Origin of the sequence: Thioalkalivibrio sp. XN8 (assembly GCF_011058255.1) — a bacterium.
In the GTDB taxonomy this organism is placed as follows: domain Bacteria; phylum Pseudomonadota; class Gammaproteobacteria; order Steroidobacterales; family XN24; genus XN24.
The window spans coordinates 151,791-171,292 of sequence record NZ_JAALFH010000062.1 but is presented as its reverse complement, the minus strand read 5'-3'; the positions used below and the strand labels follow the sequence as shown (position 1 = coordinate 171,292).

Annotated in this window: 15 protein-coding genes; 6 read left to right on the top strand and 9 right to left on the bottom strand. The window is 69.4% G+C overall.

What is annotated here, in order from left to right; all coding sequences use genetic code 11:
- Window positions 1-44: 44 nt before the first annotated feature.
- The 6 genes from gltX to G6N75_RS09485 all read right to left on the bottom strand — a co-directional run bounded on the left by gltX (window position 45) and on the right by G6N75_RS09485 (window position 7,576).
- Window positions 45-1,475, bottom strand: coding sequence for a glutamate--tRNA ligase (gene gltX / locus G6N75_RS09510; RefSeq protein ID WP_165348113.1), 1,431 nt, complete (start codon window positions 1,473-1,475; stop codon window positions 45-47).
- 146 nt (window positions 1,476-1,621) lie between these two features.
- Window positions 1,622-2,191 carry a PEP-CTERM sorting domain-containing protein gene (locus G6N75_RS09505; protein WP_206203042.1) on the bottom strand — a complete coding sequence of 190 codons (570 nt, stop codon included), beginning with the start codon at window positions 2,189-2,191 and terminating at the stop codon, window positions 1,622-1,624.
- Between the two features lie 200 nt (window positions 2,192-2,391).
- Window positions 2,392-5,508, bottom strand: coding sequence for an efflux RND transporter permease subunit (locus tag G6N75_RS09500; protein ID WP_165348111.1), 3,117 nt, complete (start codon window positions 5,506-5,508; stop codon window positions 2,392-2,394).
- Window positions 5,509-5,533: 25 nt separating this feature from the next.
- A complete protein-coding gene (locus G6N75_RS09495) occupies window positions 5,534-6,613 on the bottom strand; it encodes an efflux RND transporter periplasmic adaptor subunit (RefSeq protein WP_165348110.1) in 1,080 nt (359 codons plus the stop codon).
- Window positions 6,614-6,779: 166 nt separating this feature from the next.
- Window positions 6,780-7,247: a bacterioferritin gene (gene bfr, locus G6N75_RS09490; RefSeq protein WP_165348109.1), complete on the bottom strand. Its 468-nt coding sequence runs from the start codon at window positions 7,245-7,247 to the stop codon at window positions 6,780-6,782.
- Between the two features lie 116 nt (window positions 7,248-7,363).
- Entirely contained in the window at window positions 7,364-7,576 is a 213-nt protein-coding gene (locus G6N75_RS09485) for a (2Fe-2S)-binding protein (RefSeq protein ID WP_165348108.1), read from the bottom strand.
- A 504-nt stretch (window positions 7,577-8,080) separates the two neighbouring features.
- On the opposite strand from G6N75_RS09485, the gene G6N75_RS09480 reads away from it, so the two are divergent.
- From G6N75_RS09480 to G6N75_RS09470, 3 genes are all read left to right on the top strand, one after another.
- Window positions 8,081-9,424 carry an MATE family efflux transporter gene (locus G6N75_RS09480; RefSeq protein WP_165348107.1) on the top strand — a complete coding sequence of 448 codons (1,344 nt, stop codon included), beginning with the start codon at window positions 8,081-8,083 and terminating at the stop codon, window positions 9,422-9,424.
- A 162-nt stretch (window positions 9,425-9,586) separates the two neighbouring features.
- Complete coding sequence (locus G6N75_RS09475) at window positions 9,587-9,946, top strand: MbcA/ParS/Xre antitoxin family protein (RefSeq protein ID WP_165348106.1); 360 nt, start codon at window positions 9,587-9,589, stop codon at window positions 9,944-9,946.
- A gap of 22 nt (window positions 9,947-9,968) precedes the next feature.
- A complete protein-coding gene (locus G6N75_RS09470) occupies window positions 9,969-10,760 on the top strand; it encodes an RES family NAD+ phosphorylase (RefSeq protein WP_165348105.1) in 792 nt (263 codons plus the stop codon).
- Window positions 10,761-10,800: 40 nt separating this feature from the next.
- On the opposite strand, the gene G6N75_RS09465 is transcribed toward G6N75_RS09470, so the two are convergent.
- From G6N75_RS09465 to G6N75_RS09455, 3 genes are all read right to left on the bottom strand, one after another.
- On the bottom strand, window positions 10,801-11,091 hold the full coding sequence (locus G6N75_RS09465) for a chaperone modulator CbpM (protein WP_165348104.1): 291 nt from the start codon (window positions 11,089-11,091) through the stop codon (window positions 10,801-10,803).
- Window positions 11,092-11,094: 3 nt separating this feature from the next.
- Complete coding sequence (locus G6N75_RS09460) at window positions 11,095-12,054, bottom strand: DnaJ C-terminal domain-containing protein (RefSeq protein WP_165348103.1); 960 nt, start codon at window positions 12,052-12,054, stop codon at window positions 11,095-11,097.
- A 76-nt stretch (window positions 12,055-12,130) separates the two neighbouring features.
- Complete coding sequence (locus tag G6N75_RS09455; protein ID WP_240901042.1) at window positions 12,131-12,901, bottom strand: transposase; 771 nt, start codon at window positions 12,899-12,901, stop codon at window positions 12,131-12,133.
- Window positions 12,902-13,138: 237 nt separating this feature from the next.
- On the opposite strand from G6N75_RS09455, the gene prsK reads away from it, so the two are divergent.
- From prsK to prsT, 3 genes are read left to right on the top strand one after another with little or no spacing between them, the layout of a single operon-like run.
- Window positions 13,139-15,301, top strand: a complete 2,163-nt coding sequence (gene prsK / locus G6N75_RS09450) for an XrtA/PEP-CTERM system histidine kinase PrsK (protein ID WP_165348102.1) — start codon at window positions 13,139-13,141, stop codon at window positions 15,299-15,301.
- A complete protein-coding gene (gene prsR / locus G6N75_RS09445) occupies window positions 15,294-16,670 on the top strand; it encodes a PEP-CTERM-box response regulator transcription factor (protein WP_346765515.1) in 1,377 nt (458 codons plus the stop codon). Before prsK ends, prsR begins: the two co-directional genes overlap by 8 nt.
- Before the next feature lie 59 nt (window positions 16,671-16,729).
- Window positions 16,730-19,501, top strand: a complete 2,772-nt coding sequence (gene prsT / locus G6N75_RS09440; RefSeq protein WP_165348100.1) for an XrtA/PEP-CTERM system TPR-repeat protein PrsT — start codon at window positions 16,730-16,732, stop codon at window positions 19,499-19,501.
- The last annotated feature ends 1 nt before the right edge of the window (window position 19,502 follow it).

The following is a 19,502-nucleotide window of genomic DNA, read 5'->3' as shown; positions in this document are numbered from 1 at the left end:
GGCAAGATGGGGACTGTCCCTAGGACCGGTCCCCGGGACCGGTCCTAGGGACAGTCCCCGGCCGACGCCGCAACGACAACGGCGTGGCGCAGCCGGGCCAGCGTCTTGTCCTTCCCGAGCAGCGCCACGGTCACGTCGATCGGCGGCGACACCGGGCCGCCGCTGACGGCCACGCGCAGCGGCTGGGCGACCTTGCCCATCTTGAGGCCGAGCCCCTCGGCTACGCCCTGGACGATGTCGTGGATCGGCCCTGCCTGCCAGTCCTCGAGCGCCTCCAGCCCCGCCATGAGCTGCTTCAGCGGCTCCGCCGCCGCCGCGCCCAGGTGCTGGCGCGCGGCCTTCTCGTGGTAGGTCTCGAAGTCCTGGTAGAAGAAGATCGCCGCCTGCGCCATCTCGTGCATGGTCTTGGCGCGCTCGCGGAAAGCCTCGGCCACGGCCTCCAGCGCCGGGCCGCGTGAGCACTCCACGCCGAGCCGCTCCAGCTGCCACTGCAGCTCCGCCGCCAGCCGCGCCGGCGGCGCTTCCTTGATGTAGTGCTGGTTCAGCCACAGCAGCTTCTCCGGGTTGAAGCTCGAGGCCGACTTGTTGACGTCGCCGATGTCGAACAGCTCGATCATCTCGTCGACCGAGAAGATCTCCTGGTCGCCGTGGGACCAGCCCAGCCGCACCAGGTAGTTGAGCAACGCCTCCGGCAGGTAACCCTCCTGGCGGTACTGCAGCACGCTGACCGCGCCGTGACGCTTGGACAGCTTGGCGCCGTCGGGCCCGAGGATCATCGGCACATGCGCGAACACCGGCGGCTCGGCGCCCAGCGCGTGGTAGACGTTGATCTGCCGCGGCGTGTTGTTGAGGTGATCGTCGCCGCGCACGACGTGGGTGATGCCCATGTCCATGTCGTCGACCACGACCGAGTAGTTGTAGGTCGGCACGCCGTCGGAGCGCAGCAATACCAGGTCGTCGAGTTCCTTGTTGTCGAACACCACGCGGCCGCGGACTTTGTCGTCCACCACCACCTGGCCCTGGTCCGGGTTGCGGAAGCGCAGCACCGGCGGCACGCCGGGCTTGGGCTCCTTGCGGTCCCGGCAGCGCCCGTCGTAGCGCGGCTTCTCGCCGCGTGCCATCTGCGCCGCGCGCATCTCATCCAGCTCTTCCTTCGTGCAGTAGCAGTGATAGGCATGGCCCGAGGCCAGCAGCTGCGCCGCGATCTCGTTGTAACGGTCGAAGCGGTCCGTCTGGTAGAGGGGGCCCTCGTCCGCGCGCAGGCCCAGCCACTCCATGCCGTCGAGGATGACCTGGATCGCCTCCTCGGTGGAGCGGGCGCGGTCGGTGTCCTCGATGCGCAGGACGAATTCGCCGCCGTGGCGGCGCGCCTGCAGCCAGGAGAACAACGCGGTGCGCACCCCGCCGATGTGCAGGTAGCCGGTCGGGCTCGGCGCGAAGCGGGTACGGACGGTGCGGGTCGGGGTGTCGGACACGATGGAAGGCCTCGCTGGATCCAGGCTGCGAATTCTACCAGCGGTGGGCGAGGTGGGGACTGTCCCCAGGACCGGTCCTGGGGACAGTCCCCAAAAAGAAGCCCCGCAGTGCGGGGCTTCCAGCTGGTCTTTTCGTTCTTATCCGGTCAGTGGGTCGACATGCGCCGACGCACGACCACCAGTCCGAGCAGGCCGAGGCCGAGCAGCGCGAGGGCGCCGGGCTCGGGGACGCGCGTGGGGTTGAACTGGGTCACATGGCTGATTCGGACACCCTCGTCGAGCTTGAGGCCATCCGCGAAATCGCCGAGCCTGATCACGCCCCAGTCGAGGCTGTCGAGATTCTCGACCAGCGCCCACCACTTCGAGTTCTTGATGATGTAATACCCAGGCCCGAAGGCCAGTTTGAAGGCGATGACGCCGTTCATGTCGGTTTCGAAGGTCTGGACGCCCTCGGCTTTGCTGTCGTCGTAGACCAGAGTTGTCTTCAGTTCATACTCCGCCCAGCATTTCTCGATTTTCCAACTCGAACTATTGCCGTTCTGCTTACAAACGCCATCCACCTCCAGCGAACCAGCATCCTTGACAAACCTGTCAATTTCGCCGACATCCGTGCCGTTCAGGGCACCACCGCTGATCAGAATGGGTGCTGCGGACACTGCTGGCGCCAGTAGGGCGCTTAGTCCCGTCAAGGCGATTAATGCAATGAATTTTCTCATGACTTTGCTCTCTGCTCGGTTGGCCCTGCACCGAACCTCGTTTCCTGCTGTTATTGGCGACGGAGGGGCAGTTCGACGCCGAAATCCCGCTCTTAACATAATGGAGCACGAAGCGTGCCAGGCATCGACATCCTTTAAAAACAGGTGGTTATAAAGTCGAGACGAAGGGCTTTGTAAAAATTTCCGACATTACTCCAAGCTCACCCGGCCTTCACCGCTTCCCCCGCCCGCAACTTCTCCAGCTTCCGCGTGACGTGCTCCGGCGACTCGGTGTTCCGCGCGATCACCGCGTACGCCGCCGGCACCACGAACAGCGTCAAGATCGTGGTCAGCAACATCCCGTAGACCACCACGATGCCCACCGCCTGCCGGCTCTCCGACCCCGCGCCCGACGCCAGCAGCAACGGCAGGGCCCCGATCGCGGTACACGCGCTGGTCATCAGCACCGGCCGCAGCCGGATGGCCGAAGCCTCGATGATGGCCTCGTTGAACTCGCGGCCGCGGTCGCGCAGCTGGTTGGCGAACTCGACGATGAGCACGCCGTTCTTGGCCGCCAGCCCGACCAGCATGATCAGCCCGATCTGGCTGTAGACGTTGATCGAGCCGCCGTAGGCCCAGAGCCCGAGCAGCGCGCCGGTGATGGCCAGCGGCACGGTGAACATGATCACCAGCGGATGGCGGAAGCTCTCGAACTGCGCGGCCAGCACCAGGAACACGACCACCAGCGCCATGATGAAGGTGATGTAGAGCGAGTTGCCGGACTCCTTGAACTCGCGCGACTCGCCGTCCCAGCTGATGCGGATGTCGGGCGGCAGGATCTCGCGCGCCAGCTCCTCGAAGGAGTCCAGCGCCTCGCCCAGCGAAGTGCCGGGCTCTAATCCCCCGGAGACCGTGATGGAGCGGAGCCGGTCGAAACGCCGCAGCTGCGACGGCCCGGCGCGCTCGTCGAGCGTCACCAGGTTGCCCAGCGGCACCAGCTGCCCGCTGGTCTCGGAGCGGACGTAGATATTGGAAAGGTCGTCGGGCGTGGCGCGGCCCTCGGCCTGGCCCTGCAGGATCACGTTGTACTCGCGGCCGCGGTCGATGAAGGTCGTCACGGAGCGGGAGCCGAGCATGGTCTCGAGCGTGCGGCCGATATTCTCCAGCGACACGCCGAGCTCGGCGGCGCGGTTGCGGTCGATGTTGACGCGCATCTGCGGCTGGCGCTCCTCGTAGTTGGAGTCCAGGCCGCGGATGCCGGCATAGCCCTCGGCGGCAGCCATCAGCTCGTCCCGCCACGCCGCCAGCTGGGCGTACTCGGCGCCGCCGAGCACCATCTGCACCGGCCGGTCGGCGCCGCGCACGCCGAGGCCGGCCGGCGTGATCACGCGCGCCTGCACGCCGGGCAGCTGGTCGAGCTCGGCGCGCACCTCGGCGGCGATCTCGGTGACCGAGCGCTCGCGCTGGTCCCAGTCCTCGAGCAGCACGATGGCCCGCGCGCTGTCCACGCCGCCGCCGGAGCCCCAGCCGCCGGGCACGCGCAGCAGCACGCGCCGCGCCTCGCCGTTGTCGACGTAGCGCATCAGGATCTCTTCCATCCGGTCCGCGTACGCCTCGGTGTACTCCAGGCTGGCGCCGGGCGGGGCGGTGACCAGGGTGAAGAAAATGCCCCGGTCCTCGCGCGGCGCGTACTCGCTCGGCAGCACCCGGAACAGCCCGACGGCCGCGACGGTGACCAGCAGCGCCACCGCCAGCACCGGCCACGGGTTCGGCACGATCCGCCCCAGGACGCGGCGGTAGGCGTTGCTCATGCGCTTGAAGCCGCGCTCGACGAAGTTGGTCAGGCGGCCGCGCTGCTCGCCATGCTTGAACAGCTTGGAGCTGAGCATGGGGATCAGGGTCAGCGCCACCACGCTGGAAATGGCCACCGCCGCCGCCACGGCCACGCCGAACTCGCGGAACAGCCGCCCGACGTTGCCCTGGATGAAGGAGATGGGCAGGAACACCGACACCAGCACCAGCGTGGTGGCGACCACGGCGAAGCCGATCTCCTTGCTGCCGTTGACCGCGGCCAGCAGCGGCGGCTCGCCTTCCTCGACCCGGCGCCAGATGTTTTCCAGCACCACGATGGCGTCGTCCACCACCAGCCCGATCGCCAGCACCAGGCCGAGCAGGATCAGCACGTTGATGGAATAGCCGAACAGCGCCATGACCGAGAAGGTGGCGATGATGCAGATCGGGATCGTGACGGCGGGCACCAGCGTGGCGCGGACGTTGCCGAGAAAGAGGTAGATCACGAGGAGCACGAGCGTGAGCGCGAAGCCGAGCGCCTTCACCACTTCCATCATCGAGGCCTCGATGAAGGTGGCGCGGTCGAAGTTGATGCCGATCTCCACGCCCTCGGGCAGCGACGGCTGCACTTCCTCCATGGCGGCGCGGATGCCGCGCGAGACTTCGACGGTGTTGGCCTTCGACTGCTGCTCGATGCCCAGGCTGATGGCGGGCACCTGGTTGGCGCGCGCCACGCTGCGCTCGTCCTCGGCGCCGATCTGCACCTCGGCCACGTCGGACAGGCGCACGAAATTGCCGTCGCCGCCGCGGCGGATGACCAGCTCGCCGAAGTCCTCGGGCGTCACCAGGCCGGTGCGGGTGCGCAGGGTGAACTCGCGCTGGGTGGACTCGAGCCGCCCGGCCGGCAGCTCCACGTTCTCGCGCCGCAGCGCCGAGGTGATGTCTTCGGACGTGATGCCGCGGGCGGCCATGGCCTCGCGATCCAGCCACACGCGCATGGCGAAACGCCGCGCGCCGCCGAGCCGCACGCGCGCCACGCCCTCGACCACCGAGAGGCGGTCCACCAGCATGCGCTCGGCGATGTCGGTCAGCTCGAGGGTGGAGTGGCGGTCGCTGGTGAAGGTCAGCCACATCACGGGCTGGGTGTCGCTGTCGGACTTGGCGATGCGCGGCGGGTCGGCCTCGGGCGGCAGCTGCGACAGCACGCGGCCGATGCGGTCGCGCACGTCGTTGGCGGCCTCGTCGACGTTGCGGTCCAGCGAGAACTCGAGGTCTACCGAGGAGCGCTCGTCCTGGCTGCGCGAGGTCAGCTTGACGATGCCCTCGAGGCCGGCGACCTGGTCCTCGATCACCTGGGTGACGCGGGTCTCGATCACGTCGGCGGAAGCGCCGCGGTAGTTGACGTCGATGGAGACGATGGGCGGGTCGATGTCCGGGTATTCGCGCACCGAGAGGTTCAGCGCCGAGGCCAGGCCCACCAGCACCAGCATCATCGACAGCACCATGGCGAACACGGGGCGGCGGACCGAGATTTCAGAGATCTTCATGGCGGCGCCTCCGCGGGGTGGTGCGTCAGGACGCGCCGAGGACCGCGACCGGCTCGGCGCTGGTCACGCGGCCGCCGTTGGCGACCTTCTGCGTGCCCTCGACGACGACCTCGTCGCCGGCCCGCAGGCCCTCGAGAATCTCGACCTCGCCGGGCAGGCGGCGGCCCACGGCCACCTCGGTGCGCCAGGCGCGGCCGTCGCGCACCAGGTACACGTTCTGGCGGTCGCCCTCGGGCACCAGCGCGGCCTCGGGGATCACCACGCGCAGCTTCGACTCGCCGGTCAGCTTCACGGTGAGGAACATGCCGGGCTTCAGCAGGCCCTCGTCGTTGGGCAGGTCGGCGCGGATGGTGACCGCGCGGGTGACCGGGTCGACGCGGGTGTCGATGGTGCGGACCTCGCCCTCGAACCGGCGGCCCTCGTAGGCCACGCTGCTGGCGGCGATGGCCTGGCCGGGTGCGAGCACGCCGAGGAAGGTCTCGGGGACGGTAAAGTCCAGCCGCACGCTGGAGAGGTCGTCCAGCGTGGTGATCACGACGCCGGGGTTCACCAGGCTGCCCGGGCTGACCTGCCTGAGGCCGATGCGGCCGGCGAAGGGCGCGCGGACGAGGGTCTGTTCGAGGCGGGCCTGGGCGGCGCGCAGCCGCGCCTCGTCGGCGTTCATGTTGGCCTCGAGCTGGGTGACCTGGGACTCGGACACGGTCTTGGAGGCCAGCAGCTCGCGGGAGCGGCGGAACTGGGCGCGGCTGTCGATGACGCGCGCCTCGGCCTCGGCCAGCGCGGCGCGCTCCTCGGCGTTGTCCAGCTCGACCAGGACCTCGCCGGCCTCGACCAGTTCGCCCTCGCGGAAATGGATGGCCGTGATCACGCTGGCGATGCGCGGGGTGATTTCCACTGCTTCGCGGGCCCGGGTCGTGCCGAGGGCCTCGACCTCGTCGAACAGCGGCCGGGCCCGGGCGGCCACGGTCACGACGGCGACGGGAGGGCGGTCCTCCGCGCTGACGCCGCGCTGGGCGGGGGCGCCGCCATTGCCGGTGGCCAACCAGATCCAAGCCGCCAGCGCGGCCGCGGCCAGGACGACGACGGTGGTGATCGCTTTCTGCAAGGTCGTGAACCCCGGGCGTGGATACATAGCGGCCGGCACGCAACGCGCACCGGCCCACTTGGTCTAGGACCAGAAGATTGTATGAGAGTTCGCTGTTTTTGCGTATCCGGATGCGGCGGGACCGGTCCTGGGGACTGTCCCCGGGACAGTCCCCGCCGGCGCCGGATCAGGAGGTGGCGGACTGGACGTAGTTCTCCAGGCCCATCTTCTCGATCAGGCCGAGCTGCGTCTCCAGCCAGTCGACGTGCTCTTCCTCTGAGCTCAGGATTTCGCGGAACAGGTGGCGGCTGACGTAGTCGCCGACCGACTCGCAATAAGCGATGGCGTCGCGCAGGTCGGGAATGGCCTTGTTCTCCATGCCGAGGTCGGCTTCGAGAATCTCCTTGACGTTCTCGCCGATCATCAGCTTGCCGAGGTCCTGGAGGTTCGGCAGGCCTTCGAGGAACAGGATGCGCTGCACCAGCTCATCGGCATGCTTCATCTCGTCGATGGATTCCTCGTACTCTTTCTCCCCGAGTTTCTCGAGGCCCCAGTCCTGCAGCATGCGGGAATGCAGGAAATACTGGTTGATCGCGGTGAGCTCGTTCTTGAGGATCGTGTTGAGATGCTCGATGACCTTCGGGTCGCCCTTCATGCCGGTGTCTCCTGGGGAATTTCTGGTGCCGTCAAACCCGGAATTATACGGGGACGGCGGTCATATCCCCAAGCGCGGTGCGCGGGAGGCGGTGGCGCGGGCGGAAAGCGGGCAGGCTAGGCGTCGGAATGGACGGGTTCGCACAGGGCCCGGTTCGGGCCGGAGGGGGCGGGCGCATCGCCGAGCAGGTCTTCGGCGAAGCAGGCGCACTGGCCGCAGCCGGTGGCGACGCCGAGTTCGCGACTGAGGTCTTCGAGCTTGCGGGCGCCGCGGCCGATGGCCTCGTGGATCTGGTTATCCGTGATTCGCTTGCAGATGCAGACATACATGGCTGGCTCGACTCCTGCTGGCTTGAGCGCACTATGACTGCTAATGCGAATGATTGTCAATACGGAAAGTACGGATATGGGGACTGTCCCGGGGACTGTCCCCAGGACCGGTCCCGGAAAAAATCAGCCCCGGTCGTCCATCCTGGACGCCGGGGCCGTAGGGGTCGCGTGGGGGAACACGCATTTTGGGGGAACGTTGGGGGATTCGCTCCGTACGAACCTTATGGATTCAAATCCGGCTGAGAAGTTCCCACGGGCGGACGCGGGTAGGATGGCCGGGTTGGTCGGACCGCCCCAACTAATTGTTATTTAGAAGAAATCGTTCAAAAACGCGGCTCGAAACGGGCTTGCGCGACACAAAACCCGCGGATTCATGTCGCGTAAGCGACCATTGGTGTATGTAGTTCCGGGCCGGGAACTGCGAGACTCGCCTTACATGACACGAAACCCGGCATTTCCTGTCACGCAAGGGCCACTGGACGCCGGTTTTCCGAAGGAAAAAGCTTGCAGAACATAGTGTTGCCGTGGTCCGACCCGAGGGGAAAGCGGATCCTGCTGCTGGCGCTGCCGATCGTCGGCGGCATGGTCTCGCAGAACATCATGAACCTGGTCGACACGGCCATGGTCGGCAGCCTCGGCGACGCGGCCCTCGCCGCCGTGGGCCTGGGCGGTTTCGCCAACTTCATGTTCATGGCCCTGCTGCTCGGCCTCTCGACCGGCGTCCAGACCATCGCGGCCCGCCGCAAAGGCGAGGGCCTGCACGACCAGACGGCGGTCGCCCTCAACGGCGGCCTGCTGGTCCTCGTCTGCGTCGCCCCGCCGCTCGCCGCGATCCTATACTGGGCCATCCCCACGATCTATCCCTACCTCAACAGCGACCCGGCCGTGATCGAGCAGGGCGTCCCCTACCTCCAGGCCCGCGTCCTCGCCATGTTCTTCATGGGCGCCAACTTCGCCTTCCGCGGTTACTGGAACGGCATCGACCTGCCGCGCCTGTACATGGGCACGCTGATCGCCATGCACGCCAGCAACATCTTCCTCAACTGGGTGCTCATCTTCGGCAACCTCGGCGCCCCCGCGCTGGGCGTGCAGGGCGCCGGCATCGCCTCCGCGCTGTCCACCGTCGTCGGTTTCACGATCTACATCTTCCTCGGCTTCCGCCACGCGCGCGACGCCAGCTTCCTGCAGCGCGCGCCGAGCCGCGCCCACGTCGCCACGCTGTTGCGACTGTCGCTGCCGACCGGCATCCAGCAGCTGTTCTTCTCCACCGGCTTCGTGCTCACCTTCTGGATCATCGGCCAGGTCGGCACCCGCGACATGGCGGCCGCGACGGTGATCCTGAACCTCACCCTGGTCGCGCTGCTGCCGGGCCTCGGCCTCGGGCTCGCCGCTTCCACGCTGGTCAGCCAGGCGCTCGGCCGCAACGACCCGGAAGATGCCGCGCGCTGGGGCTGGGACGTGGCGCGCATCGGCATGGTGGCGCTCGCGCTCCTCGGCCTGCCCGGCGCGATCTGGCCCGAGCTGCTGCTCGGCATCTTCATCCACGACCCCGAGACGATGGCCGTGGCGACCTTCCCCATGCGCCTGGTCGGCATCGGCATGGCCGTCGAGGGGCTGGGGATGGTGATGATGCACAACCTGCTCGGCGCCGGGGACAACAAGCGGGTGATGAAGGTGGCGGTGGTGGCGCAGTGGGGCCTGTTCCTGCCGTTGGCCTACCTGGTGGGGCCGGTGCTCGGGTTCGGGCTCGCCGTGATCTGGTGCCTGCAGGTCGGCTACCGCGCCGGGATGGCGGGCGTGTTCACCTGGTTCTGGATGCGGCGGGGCTGGGCCGGCATTCGGGTGTGACGCTTTTGGGGACTGTCCCCAGGACCGGGACTCGGGACCGGTCCCTGAGCCCCGCCACCGCGCGTTTCCGGCCTCATGCCCCAAATATGACTATTTTCACACAATTGCTCGATATGATACGATCCATCCACCATTAGCCACGCTTTTCGAGGCCGCCAACCCATGGGCATCGCAGCACCAGAACTGAAGCCCGAGGCCGGCGACGTGCTGGCGAAGGCCCTGCGCAACGCCGGCGAGGCCCTCGGGCTGAGCCAGGCTGAGGTCGGGGAGGTCATCGGCCGCACCCGCTCGTCGCTGGCCCGTCGCATCGATCCCGATTCCAAGCCCGGCCAGCTGGCGGCGCTGCTGCTGCGCTGCTACCGCAGCCTGTTCGTCCTGATGGGCGGCGAAGCGGCGGTGATGCGCCACTGGATGAACACGGCGAACCTGCACACGGGCGGCGTGCCGCGCGAGCAAGTGAAGGATGTGCAGGGACTGGTCCGGGTGACCGAATACCTCGACGCCGTGCGCGGCAAGTTGTGAGCCGGGCCCTTGAGCCGGGCGCATGAGCCGGATCTGGGATGAGGCCTGCCGGGCCGCTGCCGGCCCCGGCGCGCAGTCAAACGAGGCGACTGTCGTGCCGTTCCGGCGCCTGCGCGGCACGCTGCTCCGCTGTGTCGAGAGCCAGGAGCAGGTCGCGACCAACAGCCTGGTGGACACGGCCGCCGAGCAGCGGGTGCTCGAGGAACTGCTCGAGCGCTCGAAGCCGCCGCTGCGGGCGGGCTCCGAGGGCATGCCTTACCTGCTGCAGACGCCGTTCCGCTACCCGCCGCTGCCGCACGGCTCGCGCTTCGGCAGCCGCTTTGAACCGTCGATCTTTTACGGCTCGCGCGAGCTCGGCACGGTGCTCGCCGAGACGGCCTTCTACCGCTTCTGGTTCTGGTCCGGCATGGCGACCCCGCCGAGCCGCGAGCTGACCACGCAGCATTCCGTGTTCAAGGCGGGCTATGCGACCCGGCGCGGCATTCGCCTGCAGGCGCCGCCTTTCGCGGTCTCCGAGCGCGTTTTGCGCGACCCCGCGGATTACCGCGCGACGCAGGCGCTTGGGGCGGCCATGCGCGTGGCGGGGGTCGAGGCCTTCGAGTACCTGTCGGCGCGTGATCCAGAGCGAGGCATCAATGTGGGCGTGATGGACCCGGCGGCGCTGTCGCCGCGCGATCGCATCCTTGGGCGAGAGGAGTGGACCTGCTGTACCGGCGCGGCGCGGGTGGTGTTCATCAGCATCGCCGGCGGCGTCACCCGTGAGTTCCCGCGCGAGCTGTTCCTGGAGGACGGGGAGTTGCCGTCGCCGGCGTGATGGGGACTGTCCCCAGGACCGGTCCTGGGGACAGTCCCCATCAGCGCAGCCGCCGAATCTCCTCCAGCAAGTCCAGCGCCAGCGCCACGCCCGGCAGGTTGACGTCGAGGTCGCGGTGCAGGCGCAGCGCCACCTGGGTGCGGCATACGCTGCGGCCGGTGAAGCGCCACTCGGTGCGGGTGGCGCCGGACGGCTCAATCACGCCCTCGGCCACCAGCGCCACGACGAAGGCCTCATCCGCCTGCGCCATGCGGCACAACTCCTCCAGGCCGAGCTCCAGCGACTCGTCCAGCACCTGGCCCATCAGCACTTCGAGTTCCTGGCGGGTCATGGGTCAGCCCTCCAGCTCTTGGCGCGGGTTGAACGGGACCTTCTCGCGCATCTCCTGGTAGAGGGTGCGCGCGAACGGCGAGTCCGCGGGCGGGGTGTCGATGCGCAGGGTCACGATCTGGTCGCCGGGCGGGTTGCCGGGCAGGCCACGGCCCTTGAGTCGCAGGCGGCGGCCGGACTGCGACCCGGCGGGGATCTTGAGCTCGACGCGGCCGCCGAGCGTGGGCACGTTGATGGTCGCGCCGAGCGCGGCCTCCCATGGCGTGACCGGCAGGGTCAGGAGGATGTTGCGGCCCTCGACTTCGTAGATGCGATGGGGCGCGAAGTCCACCTCCAGGAACAGGTCGCCGGCGGCGCCGCCATTCGCCCCGGGCAGGCCCTGGCCGGCCAGGCGGATGCGCTGGCCCGCGGTCACGCCCTTGGGGATGGCGACGCGGATGTTGCGCTTGTCGCCGGCGGGGCCGCGCACTTCGAGCGTGCGGCTGGCGCCCTGGTAGGCGTCGTTCAGGGTGATCTGCACGCGGGCGAGCTGGTCTTCGCCGCGCATGGGGCCGGCCTGGCGGAAGTTGAAGCCGCGGGCGCGCGGGCCGGCGTCGCTCATGCCCGCCATGCCGCCGCGGCCGAACAGCGCCTCGAAGAAATCGGAGAAGCCGCCGAACTCGCGTTCGGCGCCGCCCATGTCCGGGCCGCCGCCAGAGTAGTAGTAGCCGCCGCCGCCCGGGGGCGGGCGGAATTCCTGGCCGGCCTGCCAGTTCTCGCCCAGCTGGTCGTAGGCCGCGCGCTTCTCGGGGTCTTTCAGGACCTCGTAGGCTTCGCCCACTTCCTTGAAGCGCGCCTCGGCGTCCGGCTCCTTGCTGACGTCCGGGTGGTACTTGCGCGCCAGCTTGCGGTAGGCGCGCTTGATCTCGTCGGCGCTGGCGGTGCGTTCGACGCCGAGGGTCTGGTAATAGTCCTTGAAATCCATGCTCTATCCGGGTCGGACCGTCGTAGAGAGTTGTTTCTACGAGATATTGGGGCGCCAGGAGGCCGTTTAAAGGCCCTTACGTGACACAGTTTAGGCTCTTTTGTGTCACGTAAGGCGGCCTGTCAAGGACGTAGGGCACACTCGGCTCGCGCAGGCAGGTCAGGCCGTCGGCGTGGATCAGCTCGCGGTCCCGGCTCGGCCCGCCCAGTTCTCGGTGAACCCGGCGCAGGAACTCGCCCGGCCCGACCGCGAGGCTCTCGGTCCAGGCCGGCTCGCGGCGCAACCGGCCGGCTGCCAGTTGATGCTCGGTCCAGCGGCGCAGCCGGTCGCGCAGGTGCCGCGGCGAGGAGGCGCCGGTGAGGCGGCACACTGCAGGGATGTCGATGATCCGGTAGCGACTCTTGCCGCGCTGTATCTCCCGGAAGCCGCTCTCGGGCCACTCGCTCGGATGCGCGACTGCGCCGGCGCGGACCATGTTCAGGTCGATATAGCTCATGCAGCGGACCAGGTGGCCGTCCGACTCCACCGCCGTGGCATGGTAACGGTCCTGCCAGAAGGCGCCGACTCGGCCCATGCGCTGGTTGTAGGCCTGGGCCGTGCGGCCGGCGACGAGCTGCATGGACGCGGCGATCTCTCGTTCGCCGCGGTCGCGCACGAGGAGGTGGATATGGTTGCGGGTCACGATGTAGTTCAGCACGCAGATGCCGTAGCGGCGTCGCGCCTGGTACAGCCAGTAGACCCAGCGGCGGCGGTCCTCGCGGTGGCCGAGCAGGAAGTCTTTCTGGTGGCAACGGTGGGTGAGGTGCCAGACGTGGCCGGGGACGTAGACGCGGTTGGCGCGGGTCATAGGGGCGGGGCTCCTTACGCGACAGGAAACCAGGGGTTTCGTGTAACGTAAGGCGCCCATGGGGGTGGTTTGGAGACCCGAAATCTATGGATTTCATTTACTTAAGTCGGTCCGACCCCAGAGGTGTCAACAAACTCGACGGTAGCGTCGAGAAATCTTGCGATAATGCGACGCAAGTCACACTCCCAAAACCACCCAAAGCGACAATGACAGGCTAACCGAGAGGACCCGGCACGCATGACGCTGATCGGCACCCTGGGCTACGGACTGGCCGCCATCGCCTTCGCCCTGCTGGCGCTGCTGATGCTGACCAGCTGGCGGGGCCGGCTCCAGGGCGGGCTTCTCGTCATCGCCGCCGGCCTCAGCGCCGCCTGGGCCGCCGCCGCCGCCTTCCCTGGGGACAGTCCCCAGCACTGGCAGCTCGTCGGCGTCCTCGAGATCCTCCGCAACACCGCCTGGCTCGCCTTCCTCGCCCGCCTGACCCCGGCCGGCCAGGGCGTCGCCGGCCTCACGAAGCACTTCGCCAGCCTGGCCCCCGCGGCCTTCGTGCTCGTCTACGGCCTGCTCACCATCTTCCTCCCGGCCGCCGCCGACCCGGTCCCGCAGGTCATCCGCACCCTGGTCACCACCGGCCTCGTGACCGCCATCGCCGGCCTGGTGCTGCTCGAGCAGTTCTACCGCGCGCTCAAGCTCGAGCTGCGCCGCCCGGTCCTGCCGCTCATCCTCGGCGTCGGCGGCCTGCTGGCCTACGACCTGTTCCTGTATTCCCACGGCCTCCTGTTCCGCGGCATCCACGCCGAGCTCTGGCTCGCCCGCGGCTACATCGCCTTCCTGGCGGCGCCCCTGATTCTCCTCGCCGCCGGGCGCAGCAAGGAAGTGCTCTCGGTCGACGTGTTCATTTCCCGCCACGTCGCCTTCTACACGGCCAGCCTCGTCGGCATCGGCGTCTACCTCGTGGTGATGGCCGTGGCCGGCTACGGCCTGCGCGTGGCAGGCGGCGAGTGGGGCGTCGTGCTCCAGGCGGCCTTCTTCTTCGGCGCCGCCATCCTGCTCGGCTGGATCGTGCTGTCGCCCGGCGCGCGCGCCGAGCTGCGCGTCTTCATCGCCAAGCACTTCTACCGCGCCAAGTACGACTACCGGCGCGAATGGATCAACCTCACGCAGCGCCTGAGCGAGGGCAACCCGGCGGAGGGGCTGGAACAACGCAGCCTCGACGCCATGATCAAGCTGGCCGACGGCGCCGGCGGCGCGCTGTGGATCCGCTCCACCGACCGCCAGCCCGGCGGTTACGTGCTGGCCGCCGAGATCGCCCCTCCTGGGGACAGTCCCCGGGACTGTCCCCACCACCTCCCAACCGACGACCTGCTGGTCAGCTTCCTCGCCGACCGCCGCTGGATCATCGACCTCGCGCAGGCCCGGAACGACCCCGAATCCCACCCGAACTTCGTGGCGCCGAACTGGCTGGATGACCTTGGCCCTGCCGCACTCATCGTCCCGCTCCTCAAGGACGAGCAGCTCTGGGGCCTGGTCGTGATCCGCTCGCCGCGGCTGGTCGGCCACCTGAGCTACGAGGACATCGACCTGTTCCGCATCGCCGGCATGCAGGTCGCCGCGGTGCTGGCCCAGGCCGAGGCCGACCGCCTGCTGGCCGAGAGCCGCCAGTTCGAGGCCTACAACCGCTTCGCCGCCTTCATCATGCACGACCTCAAGAACGTCATCGCCCAGCAGTCCCTGGTCGTGCGCAATGCCGCCAAGTACCGGGACGATCCGGAATTCATCGACGACACCCTCGATACCGTCGCCAACTCCGTGGACCGCATGCAGAAACTCCTCGAGCAGCTGAAGCGGGGCCAGGGCGCGAACCTGGTCGAGCGGGTCGATGTGCACCGCATCATGCTCGAGATCGTGAACCGGCACACAGACCGCGACCCGGCGCCGACGGCAAGCTGTGCCGATGCGACACTCAGGCTGCGCGTGGACCGCGAGCGCTTCGCGGCCGTGCTCGGGCACCTCGTGACCAACGCCCAGGACGCGACGCCGCCGGGCGGCCGCGTGACCATCGAGGCCACGCTCGAGGGCGGCGCGCTGGTCGTGGCCGTCGAGGACGACGGCGAGGGCATGGACGAGGCGTTCCTGCGCGAGCGGCTGTTCAAGCCCTTCGACTCAACCAAGGGGAGCAAGGGCATGGGCATCGGCGCCTACCAGGCGCGCCAGTTCGTCGAGTCCGCCGGCGGGGAGGTGCGGGTGAGAAGCGCTCCCGGCGAAGGGACGCGCTTCGAGCTGCGTTTCCCGGCGCGGCTGGTGGAGTACGGGACGGGCGACACGGGCCAGTTCATGGCGCCGTCGTTCGCCAGGACGCAAGGAGGCGGCAATGCCACGGAGGAAGGACCAGGTGGCTGACGAAGCTCGCAAGCTGCTGATCGTCGAGGACGACCGCGGGCTGCAGAAGCAGCTCCGCTGGTGCTTCGACGGTTACGACGTGTCGGTCGCGGAGGATCGCGAGAGCGCGCTCGGCGAGCTGCGCCGCCACGAGCCGGCGGTGGTGCTGCAGGACCTCGGCCTGCCGCCCGACCCCGAGGGCGTGAGCGAGGGCTTCAAGACGCTGCAGGAAATTCTGCAGACGCGCCCCGCCACCAAGGTCATCGTCGTCACCGGCAACGAAACCCCGGAGAACGCGCTCAAGGCCGTCGGCTTCGGCGCCTATGACTTCTACCAGAAGCCCGTGGACGTGGACGTGCTGCAGCTGCTGGTCGAGCGGGCCTTCACGCTGCACGAGCTCGAGGCCGAGAACCGCCGCCTGGCGCGCGAGCAGGCGCGCTCGCCGCTGGAGGGCGTGATCGCCGTCAGTCCGCCGATGCAGGAACTCTGCCGCAAGGTCGAGAAGATCGCGGCGGTGGACGTGACCACGCTGCTGCTGGGCGAGTCCGGCACCGGCAAGGAAGTGTTCGCCAAGGCGCTGCACGGCCTCAGCCCGCGCGCCGAACACCGCTTCATCGCCATCAACTGCGCCGCCATTCCCGAGAACCTGCTCGAGAGCGAGCTGTTCGGCTACGAGAAGGGCGCCTACACCGGCGCGCACAAGCAGACGCCCGGCAAGATCGAGCTGGCCGACGGCGGCACGCTGCTGCTGGACGAGATCGGCGACATGCCGCCGGCGCTGCAGGCCAAGCTGCTGCGCTTCCTGCAGGAGCGCACGGTCGAGCGCATCGGCGGCCGCAAGGAGATCCCGGTGGACGTGCGCGTGGTGTGCGCCACCAACCAGGACCTGCAGCAGCTGATCGCCGACGGCCGCTTCCGCGAGGACCTGTACTATCGCATCAGCGAAGTGACGCTGAAGATTCCGCCGCTGCGCGACCGCGAAGGTTGCCGCGTGGTGCTGGCGCGCCATTTCCTCGACGTGCACGCGAAGGGCATGAACAAGCAGCTGCGCGGGCTGTCGGACGACGGCGTGGACGCCATCCAGCGCCACGCCTGGCCGGGCAACGTGCGCGAACTCGAGAACCGCATCAAGGGCGCCGTGGCCATCAGCGACGGCCCGATGGTCACGGCCGACGACCTCGGCCTGGTGGCGGGCACGGTGCAGCACAAGCTGCCGACGCTGCGCGAGGTCCGCGACGAGGCCGAGCGCCGCGCCGTGATCGACGCGCTGGCCGCGGCCGACGGTAATGTGAGCCGCGCGGCGAAGCTGCTCGGGGTGTCGCGGCCGACCGTTTATGACCTGGTGCAGCGGCACGAGATCACTGTCCCGGCAGCCGAGGCGCAGACATGACAGAGGTGAATCGAACGATGCAACGCTCCAACCCTCACGCAAGTGCCTGGCCGCCTTTGGTGTTGGCGCTACTGCTGCTGCTCGCGCTGACCGCCTGCGGCGCCCGCCTGACGGACGAGGAGCGCGTGGACGCCGCGCGCACGGCGATGGCCGACGGCGACACTGCCACGGCAATGATCCACCTGCGCAACGTGCTGCAGGCGGACCCCGCCGATGTGGACGCGCGCGTCCTGCTGGCCGAGGCCGCGTACCGGACCGCCGACTACGACAGCGCCGCCAAGGAATACCTCCGCGCCATCGATCTCGGCGCCGACGTCGAGGCCTTCCGCCTGCCGCTCGTCGAGTCGCTGGTGCGCGCCGGCGGCATCGAGCAGGCGCTGCGCTACAGCGATCCGGGCGAGACCGGCGTGGAGCCCGAGGTGGCCTACTGGCACGCGATGGCCCTGCTGCGCAGCGGCCGCGTCGACGAGGCGACACGGGCGCTCGAGGCGCTGCGGGGAACGCCCGACCTGGCCGGCCGCGCACAGGTCGGGCTGGCACGCATCGCGCTGGCCGCCCAGCAGCCGGACGAGGCGCTCGTGCTGCTGGACGAGGCCGCGGCTACGATGGCCGGCGACGCCGACTACTGGGAGGTCCGGGCCTACGCGCTGACGCAGGCCGGCCGGCCCGGCGAGGCGGTCGAGGCCTTCCGCCAAGGCGCCGCGGTCGTGACCGATCCGAGCGGCCGGCGCCAGTTCGTTTTTGCCGCCGGCGAGGCCGAGGCGCTGCTGTCCGCCGGCGAGCTCGAGGCGGCGCGGGCCGTGGCGACGCGCCTGCGGGAGCAGGCCGAGCGCAATCCCATCGCCAACTACCTCATGTCCCGCGTCGAACTGCAGTCGGGCAACGGCGAACAGGCCCTGGCGTACGCACAGGCGGTGCTCGCGGCCGAGCCCGATTCCCCCGTCGGCCACATGATGGCCGGCGCAGCCAGCCTGACCCTCGGACAGACGGTGCAGGCCGAGCAGCATCTCGAGCGGGCCATCGCCAGCGATCCGAACAACCTGGCCGCGCGCAAGCTGCTGGCCCAGACGCGCCTCGGCCTGCAGTCGCCGGAGCGGGCGCTGGAAGCGCTCGACCCGGTGCTGGGCGAGTCGGGAGGCGGCGACCGCAGCGTGGCCGCGCTGGCCGGCATGGCGAGCGTCCAGGCGGGCGATCCCGACGCCGCGGTGGACATTTTCCGCCGCCGCCTCGAGGCCGACCCGGGCGACGACGAGACCCGGGTGATGCTGGCAGTCAGCTTGATGTCGGCCGGGCGCACCGACGAGGCCCTGGTCGAGCTCGGGCGCGTGGAGGCGGGCGAGGGCGTGGCGCGCCAGCGGGCTGACCTCGTTGGCATCGCTGCGCACCTGCAGGGCGGCGACCTGCCCGCCGCGCGGACCCTGGCCGCCGAGGTGGCCGCAGCGGCCCCCGACAACGCCGCCCTGTACGGCGCGCTCGGGGCGCTGTTCCAGAACGCTGGCCAACTGGACGAGGCGGCCGCGTACTTCGAAGAGGCCCTGGGGGTGGCGCCCGACAACGCGGCCGCCGCCTTCAATCTGGGCCGCGTGCGGGCGGCGCAGGGCCGTCTGGACGACGCCGTGGCGCAGTTCGAGCGCATCCTGGCGCAGCAGCCGCGCAATGCGGCGGCGCTGAGCGCGCTGGCCCAGATCGACTGGGCGCAGGGCCGGCGCGACGAGGCCATCGACCGGCTGGAGCAGGCGCGCGCCGCCGATCCCGCCGACGGCGGCTCACGCTTCATCCTGACGCAGTACCTGGTGGCCACCGGGCGCGCCGCGGACGCCGTGGCGGTCGCCCGCGAGGCGGCGGAGCTTGCGCCTAATGCTGCGCCGACGGTCAACGCCCTGGGCGTGACCCTGCTCGAGACCGGGCAGCCGCGCGAGGCGCTCGAACAGTTCCGGCGCGCGCACGAGATCAACCCGCTCGAGGCGCGCTACCTGTTGAACGCCGCGCGCGCCCACGGCGCGCTGGGCGAGCTCGACCTGGCTCGCGAGCAACTCGTGAATGCGCTGGCGCTGGAGCCGGAGAACCCGGTCATGCTGGCGGCGCTGGTCGATGTCGAGCGTCGGTCCGGGCGGCTGGACGCCGCGGCCCGGGCCCTGGAGCGGCTGGCCGCGGCGGCTCCGGCCGGCGATCCCCAGGTCGCGGTGCTCCGTGGCGAACTGCTGCTGGCGCAGGGCCGCTACCGGGAGGCCGAACAGGCTTTCGCCGCGGCGCAGGGCCAGGGCGCCGGCAACCGCCCCGTGATCGGCATTTTCCAGGCCCGCCGGCTCGGCGAGCTGCCGGAGCCGGCCGCGCCGCTGCTGGCGTGGCTGGGAGAATTTCCGGAGGACGTGCCGGTCCGGGCCCTGCTGGCGGATTACTACCTCTCGATCGGGGAACAAGCCGCCGCGGTGCGCGAATACGAGCGGCTGCTCGAGATCCGGCCCGACAACCCGCTGTTTTTGAACAACCTGGCCTGGCTGTACGGCGAGGCCGGAGATCCGCGGGGCGTCGAGCTGGCGCGGCGCGCCCATGCCGCGGCGCCGGAGGACCCGATGATCGCCGACACGCTGGGCTGGCTGCTGCACCAGCAGGGCAACGACGCCGAGGCGCTGCCGCTGCTGGCCCAGGCCGCGGCCGGCGCGCCCGAGGCCGGCGACGTGCGGTACCGCTATGCGGTGGTGCTGGCCGAGACCGGGGATATCGAGGGCGCGCGGCGCGAGGCACAGGCGGTACTCGCGGATACGGGCGCAGCCAATTACCATGAGGCGGCCCAGGAGCTGCTGGATCGCCTCGAGCGGGGCAGGGAGTGAA